This window comes from Stieleria mannarensis, from assembly GCF_014154935.1.
In the GTDB taxonomy this organism is placed as follows: Bacteria; Planctomycetota; Planctomycetia; order Pirellulales; family Pirellulaceae; genus Stieleria; species Stieleria mannarensis.
The window spans coordinates 66,184-72,996 of sequence record NZ_JACEHH010000045.1; the positions used below are offsets into that span (position 1 = coordinate 66,184).

The window sequence follows — 6,813 nt, forward strand, 5'->3', positions numbered from 1 at the left end:
TCGCCAGCCCAGGCTGAACCGGTAGCGATCGGAGCTTCCTGCCTCCCATTTTCTGACCAACAAATTTTTTGACCAATCCGACCGCAGCTGACTGGAAAAAACGACGAAGCGGCTTTCCGCGTCGACTTTTGTGCTGCTGATGCGTTTGCTTGATCGGTAGGATAAACTGGCGGCGCAGGTGACGAGTTCCTTCCCTGCTCGCCCCATCGTCCGGCATCCCCCTGCAGATCAATCCCACCTCCGATGCACGACCTCCGTTTTCTCTGGTTTTCAACACTGCTGTTCTTGTTCAGCGTGCAATCGTTTTGCCACGCCCAGTCGCGACTGGACGAAGCGCCGATCCATTACACCGAGACCAAGGGTGAAAACCGTGTGTCGGCGATGATCGACAAAGTCGACTCGGGTGAACTCGATTTAATTTACGAAGACGGCTACGGGTACCTGCGATCGATCCTCGCGGAGCTGCAAGTTCCGGTGTCGTCCCAGGCACTCGTGTTTTCCAAAACCAGTTTGCAGACCGGACGGATTTCGCCGACCAACCCGCGAGCGATTTTCTTCGGGGACGATGTCTACGTCGGTTGGGTCCGCGGCAGTTCGCTGTTGGAAGTCTCCGCCGCCGATCCAAAGCTGGGGGCGGTGTACTACACCATCAATATGTCCCCGAGACGCCCCTCGATGCGACGCGAGAATTTTCGCTGCCTGGGCTGTCACGAACGAACCGATGACCACGGCAAGGTGCCGGTGCACACGATCCAGAGCGTGATGGCGCGAAGCAACGGCAAGATCAATCTGTTGCTCGATTCTTTCGTCACCGATCACACCAGCCCGATCGCCGAACGCTGGGGTGGATGGTACGTGACCGGTGGCCACGGCTTGATGAAACACATGGGCAACGCGTTTCTCGAGGGCGACCAACTCGTTTCGTTGGGCCCGTCCAATGCCGAAACGCTGCAGGGGCAGTTTGACCTGTCGCGATGGCCCGTCGCCAGCAGCGACATCGTGGCGCTGATGGTGTTGGAACATCAGGTGGAAATGCACAATCAACTCGCCAGCGCGAATTATGCCGTGCGACGAGCACGCAACCGTTCCACCGATACAGACGGCGGGGTGGCGGATTTGGATTCGGTCATCGACCGTTCGGCCAAGAAGGTCGTCGACCATTTACTGTTTGTCGATGAAGCGAAGCTGGAGTCGCCGATCAGTTGTTCCAACACCTTCACCGACGACTTCGCAACAAAGGGCCCGACGACCAGGGACGGCAGATCGCTGCGACAGTTCGATCTCAAGCGGCGGCTGTTTCGGTACCCGTGCAGCTACACGATTTATTCGCCCGCGTTCGCAGCCTTGGATTCGCAGCTCAAAGACCGCGTCTTTCAGCGGTTGTGGCAGGTGCTCTCCGGGCAGGATGTCTCCCCGGAATACGGGCATTTGAGCTCACAGGACCGCGGCGACATCTTGCAGATTCTGCGAGCGACCGTGGACGACCCCCCCGCGTCATGGACCGCCACCGCAGCATCCTAACCCCGCCACAAATGCCAGCGGGAAGCGTCAGCGAGCGGCCCGCCAGTCAGCGCCGCCTCCGCCGTGGGCCACTCGCTCACGGGCGGTCGATGGAGTGAGCCGACGGCGCTAGCCGCGGGCCTCGCGGTGCCGCCATCGCCCTTCGAGGCCCGCGGCTAGCGCCATCGGCTCACTTTTGTTTCGGTTGCGATTCAATCACCAGGCCGCTGACGCGTCGTGCTGGCATCAGAGCGTTAGATTTTGCGGATTTTTCCCGTTCTGACGGCACTCAGCATTGGTCTTGGAGCGAAAATTTGCCTATTGTGAAAGTCCGTGCGCCTTTATCAGGCTCACCATTCTCTCCGTTTCACACCCTCAAATGAGTCCAACCATGAAACGATTCCTAGCCTCTGCCGTCGCGGTCCTGGTCGTCGCGACCGCCACCACCCTGACCGCCGACGTGGACCTGAAAGACGTTCAGTGCGTGGTCGCCAAGAAAGCCGCCGACGCCAGCAAGTCCGCCGACTATAAAGACGCCAAAGTCTATTTCTGCTGCAACGGTTGCGCCGGCAAGTTTGCCAAGGACACCGAAAAGTATGCCGTCAAAGCCAATCATCAGTTGGTTGCGACCAAGCAATACGTGCAAAAGAAGTGCCCGTTTAGCGGCGGAAAATTGAACGAGTCGACCGCGATCAAACTGGCCGGCACCGAAGTCGCGTTCTGCTGCAACAACTGCAAAGGCAAAGCGGAAGGGGCCGAAGATGATGCCGCCAAGTTGAAGCTGATCTACAACGACAAAGCATTCAAGAAAGGCTTTGAGCTGGCAAAGAAAGAGTAGCGATGGATGTCGGCGACTGGCTGATTCAATCGAGAACCGGTGACGCGTCCGTTGCGTTGCCGGTTTTATTTTTGCGCGTTCCTTGCTGAACGGCGTTGCTCGGCGCAGCGAACATCGCCCCCTTCGCCGGACGGTGGATCCCCGGGTTTTGAACGCACTGTCGCAGTTACGCCACCCTCAGTCTCTGGCAGCGAATTGCATCGGCGAGCAGCCGATCGACAGCCAAATCACTGGATCGGAGTCGACAGAGGGAGCTCTCCTTTGATGAGCCGGCTCGCCGACCGGCACGTGGTACCGCGTAAAATTTCTTTCCAAGGTACCAATCTTTTTTGACCCGGCGCTGGCCGATTCGCTATCGTGTACCAACCTTCTCCCGCTTTTCGAAGCATTCGCACGATGCAACCTGTGAGCCACGATGTTCCTTCAAGACGCGACTCATTGCGTGGAATTCAACTCGCCGGCGCGTTCCGGACGCCGTGTTGATCAATTCCGCTTGGTCACCTGCCTCGTCATTTTCGCTTCGACCGCCGCTGCGGCGACCGCGGATTCCCCCTCGTTGATCAGCAAGGTTTCGCCGCCCTCGATCACCGACGGTCAAGTCCCGGCGCTGACAACGGCGAGCGGATTGAGTCGGTTGAAAGCGGAGATCGCCGCGGTGCGTCAAGCGTACAAGGGTTGGGGATTGAAGCGAACGATCCAAACCTATCCGACCATTCGCGACGATTCATCACAGGATCCGGTCGGATCGACGGACTGGTCCAGTCAAACGCCGGTGGTTTCTTTAAGCGACGATTTTTTGCGATTGGGCGACCGTTTTCGGGCGGAGCGTCTTGAGCCGAGTCAACAGAAGATGGTGTTTGCCTACGACGGCCAAGTCGGCCGGATGCGTTTCTTTCATAGCATCACCAATCGCCCGCTCTCGACGAACGTCTATGCCCAAGAACGCAACGTTGCGCCGTTGTTGCCTCACGGCGTTCTCGTCGACTTCTATTTCTCACGGCATCTGAACTGGTTGGTTCTGGCCGACGCTGAAAGACCGTTGTTTCCGCCGGAATCGGTGATCGGTCAACCAAGTTTTGAAGAGGTCCAGTTCAACGGCCACCCGTGCTGGCACGTCAGATGGTTTGGGATCAACAACGAAGATCTGGACATCGTCTCCGACTGCGAGGTTTACCTGGCGAAGGATCGCTCGCTGTTACCGCTGCGGCAATCCTTCGAGACCCCGGCGGGGGATCGCTGGCCGGAATACAAGACGATCGAAATCGATTCCTTTCAATTCGATCCCTCGACCGGACTTTGGTACCCCAAACAGGTCACCGCGTGCCGGCGATGGAGCAACCAGTTGCAGTTGACCCGCGTCGGATTTGAAATCGATGATCGCTTCACCGACACCGCGATCTACTCCGACGCACCGGTGGTGAACTCGAAACATGCCGCCCCGCCCAAACCGGTCGTCGCCCGGTATGCCCCGGCCCCGGTGTTGACCGAACTGGCCGGCCCCGGATCGAATTCGATGATGATGCGACGCATCTTCCAGCCGCAGCGGGCCGGCGGAGGGATGTTCGCGTTCATCGTTGTCCTGGCCGTACTGGCGATCTGGTTCAAAGCGACGCGGTTGGGTGCGGCGTCGCGCCAACTGCTCGGTCGGCACCGCACCTTCATGGGCGCCGCCGGTGTCGCATTGACCGCCGGTGTCGCCTACCTCAGCAGCTATCCTCCGGGCTGGACGACGTACGGATTGACGATGATGCTGGTCGGGCTATTCGGCCTGACGTGGATCGTGGTGACGGTGCTGCTGATCGGCGAGAAACAGATCTCGATTCGACTCGTGCTGTTCGCGGCCACCTGCCTGGCGATTTGTTTCGGCGGCTACAGCAAAGGCATCAAACGCATTCAAGTGCGGCAGCGGATGATCAGTGAAGTGCGGGAGCTGGGCGGTCAAGTCGAGATGGGGATGTGGCATCTTGACGAAGAAGGGTTGTATCTGCCCGCGCGTTTGAGTGAGGTGTTTGGCGAAGCCTGGTCGGGCAGGGCGAACCGAGCGGCGATCTCGTACGAATCGTTTTCGGAGAAAAATATCGACCGATGGTGCTTGGATGAAGTCCAATGGTTGGGACTGGCATCACGTCAGCAACAGGCCTTCGACGTGGATGCCGAGACGCTCTCACGAATCGGCGCGACCGACAGCCTGTGGACGCTGCATGTCGAAGGCGGCTACTTGGATGGCCGGGCGCTGACAGCGGCGGCCCGTTTCCCGCGGTTGATCGACCTGTATTTCGACTGCCAGCACCGACCCGTCGCCAAAGAAGTCTGCCAATTGCCCCACCTGGAACGGATTTGGTTGACCAACGCCGTCGTCGACGACGAATTGATCCGGTCACTGCGTGGAATCAAAAATTTGGACTACGTCACCTTGGTCAAGCCGCGATTCGGAAACTGCGAGCGACGCCACGATGATTGGGGGATTGACGGGGTCGAGATTCAATTTGCCACACTCACCCCCGCAGCCATCAACACACTCGGGCGGCTCTCCACGAACCTGAACTTCGTCGACTGCCACGTCAAACTGCCCGCTTCGGCGAACGTCGAGTTGCCGTTGACAACCGGTTTCTCCTTCCGCGACTGCAGACTGAACAATGACACGTTGCTGCGACTGTCCAACTCGCCCCAGTTGGTCTCGATCGGACTGGTCGGCACCGACGTCTCGGTCGACGGCATCGAAGCGTTCTCGCAACTACGCCCCGACGTCGCGCTGGCGATGAAATCCCCCCGCCAGTAACGCCCCGTTCACGTCACGATGGCTTACGTAGCTACGCTCGCCAGAGCGTGGAGTGCACCAGCGATCCACGTTCCGGCAAAGGTTGCTGCGCCTGGGCGGCAAATCTGCGTTGCGGATCTCGGTCAATAATGCGGCGGTTTTTCATCCAACGGATGGGATTCCGAATCGGTCACGTTTTTGATCCGGTCGACCTCTTGTTCCCACTTGGCGATCCGTTTGTTGACTCGGTCCAATAGCATCGACTGTTCCGTCACGACGTCGTTCAGCACGTCGTATTGACGCTGCAAGTGGGCCAGTTGCATCTCCAACTGCTTGATTCGTTCGGTTTCCTCGTTCATCGGAGCTTGGTTCATGGGCATCAGCTTCCCCTGGGGCGAAGGAGTTTCGGTCGTGAGAAATTCATGTTCTTATTCCCGGTCTCGGACATTGTGGCGGTCGGCGGTCGAAGCGGGAGAGGGTTTCGCGTAGAATCCTCCACGCTGTCTTTGCCCGCCATCCTTTTAACCTGTCCTACCCAAGATGGTCTCTCCACTTCATCCTCGACAACGATTGCTCATGGGGCCAGGCCCCAGCACGGTGCCGGCACGGATTTTACAAGCGATTTCCGCTCCCACGCTCGGGCATCTCGACCCCCAGTACATCGAGTACATGGACGAGACCTGCGAGATGATCCGGCAGGTCTACCGTACCAAAAACGCGCTCACCTTTCCCGTCTCCGGAACCGGAATGGCCGGGATGGAAACGATCCTGGTCAACCTGCTCGAACCCGGTGACGAAGCGATCGTGATGATCAACGGCGTCTTCGGCGGCCGCATGAAAGACAACATGGAACGTTGCGGCGCGAGCGTTCACGCCGTCGAGATTCCCTGGGGAAAATCGTTCACGCTGGATCAGTTCTCCGAAGCCGTTGCGGCACACCCCAAAGCAAAGATGTTGGGCGTGGTCCATGCCGAAACCTCCACCGGCGCTTTGCAAGACCTGAGCGGAGTCGGCGATCTGTTGCACGACGCCGGGATGCTGTTTGCCGTCGACGCCGTCACCTCGCTCGGCGGCCACGACGTGCGTGTCGACGATTGGGGGATCGACGCAATCTACTCCGGAACCCAAAAATGCCTGTCGTGTCCGCCGGGACTCTCCCCAGTCTCCTTCTCCGACCGCGCCATCGAAGCGATGGAGGCACGGTCCAGCAAGTCGCGTTCCTGGTACTTGGACGTCTCGATGCTGAAGAATTATTACACCGGTGGCGGCGGCCGGGCGTATCACCATACCGCGCCGATCAACATGATCTACGCGCTCCGCGAAGCCTTGGCGATCGTGCTGGAAGAAGGCCTGGACGCCAGGATCGCACGCCATCGTGAAATGCACGACTTGCTTCGCAAAGGCCTGGAGGATCTGGGGCTCGGCTACATTCCCGATCACTCGCTTTGTACCTTGAACTGCGTGTCGGTTCCCGAAGGCATCGACGAAGCGGCCGTGCGCCGGCGGTTGCTCGACGAGTATGACATCGAAATCGGAGGCGGCTTGGGCGTGTTTGCCGGAAAAGCCTGGCGGATCGGGCTGATGGGCGAATCGGCATCCAAGAAAAACGTCGCCACCCTCCTCGCCGCACTCCAAGCTTGCCTCCCGGCGGGATAAGCCCAACTCCCAACTCCCAACTCCCAACTCCCAACTCCCAACTCCCAACTCCCAACTCCCA

The 6,813-nt window shown here is 59.1% G+C and carries 5 protein-coding genes; 4 read left to right on the top strand and 1 reads right to left on the bottom strand.

Annotated elements, in window-relative coordinates; translation table 11 throughout:
* Positions 1 to 243 precede the first annotated feature (243 nt).
* From H1B37_RS25185 to H1B37_RS25195, 3 genes are all read left to right on the top strand, one after another.
* Entirely contained in the window at positions 244 to 1,521 is a 1,278-nt protein-coding gene (locus H1B37_RS25185) for a hypothetical protein (RefSeq protein ID WP_182870043.1), read from the top strand.
* Positions 1,522 to 1,891: 370 nt separating this feature from the next.
* Positions 1,892 to 2,338, top strand: a complete 447-nt coding sequence (locus tag H1B37_RS25190) for a hypothetical protein (protein WP_182870044.1) — start codon at positions 1,892 to 1,894, stop codon at positions 2,336 to 2,338.
* A 415-nt stretch (positions 2,339 to 2,753) separates the two neighbouring features.
* On the top strand, positions 2,754 to 5,117 hold the full coding sequence (locus H1B37_RS25195; RefSeq protein WP_182870045.1) for a hypothetical protein: 2,364 nt from the start codon (positions 2,754 to 2,756) through the stop codon (positions 5,115 to 5,117).
* Between the two features lie 122 nt (positions 5,118 to 5,239).
* Here the strand turns inward: H1B37_RS25195 and H1B37_RS25200 are convergent, their stop codons facing one another.
* On the bottom strand, positions 5,240 to 5,470 hold the full coding sequence (locus tag H1B37_RS25200; RefSeq protein WP_182870046.1) for a SlyX family protein: 231 nt from the start codon (positions 5,468 to 5,470) through the stop codon (positions 5,240 to 5,242).
* Positions 5,471 to 5,672: 202 nt separating this feature from the next.
* Here H1B37_RS25200 and H1B37_RS25205 point away from each other — a divergent pair, with 202 nt between their 5' ends.
* Positions 5,673 to 6,752, top strand: coding sequence for a pyridoxal-phosphate-dependent aminotransferase family protein (locus H1B37_RS25205; RefSeq protein ID WP_286178152.1), 1,080 nt, complete (start codon positions 5,673 to 5,675; stop codon positions 6,750 to 6,752).
* The last annotated feature ends 61 nt before the right edge of the window (positions 6,753 to 6,813 follow it).

What these genes read in the sequence shown, in the direction of transcription:
- H1B37_RS25185 (WP_182870043.1), top strand. Translation starts at nt 244, where the DNA reads ATGCACGACCTCCGTTTTCTCTGGTTTTCAACACTGCTGTTCTTGTTC.
- H1B37_RS25190 (WP_182870044.1), top strand. Translation starts at nt 1,892, where the DNA reads ATGAAACGATTCCTAGCCTCTGCCGTCGCGGTCCTGGTCGTCGCGACC.
- H1B37_RS25195 (WP_182870045.1), top strand. Translation starts at nt 2,754, where the DNA reads ATGTTCCTTCAAGACGCGACTCATTGCGTGGAATTCAACTCGCCGGCG.
- H1B37_RS25200 (WP_182870046.1), bottom strand. Translation starts at nt 5,470, where the DNA reads ATGAACCAAGCTCCGATGAACGAGGAAACCGAACGAATCAAGCAGTTG.
- H1B37_RS25205 (WP_286178152.1), top strand. Translation starts at nt 5,673, where the DNA reads ATGGGGCCAGGCCCCAGCACGGTGCCGGCACGGATTTTACAAGCGATT.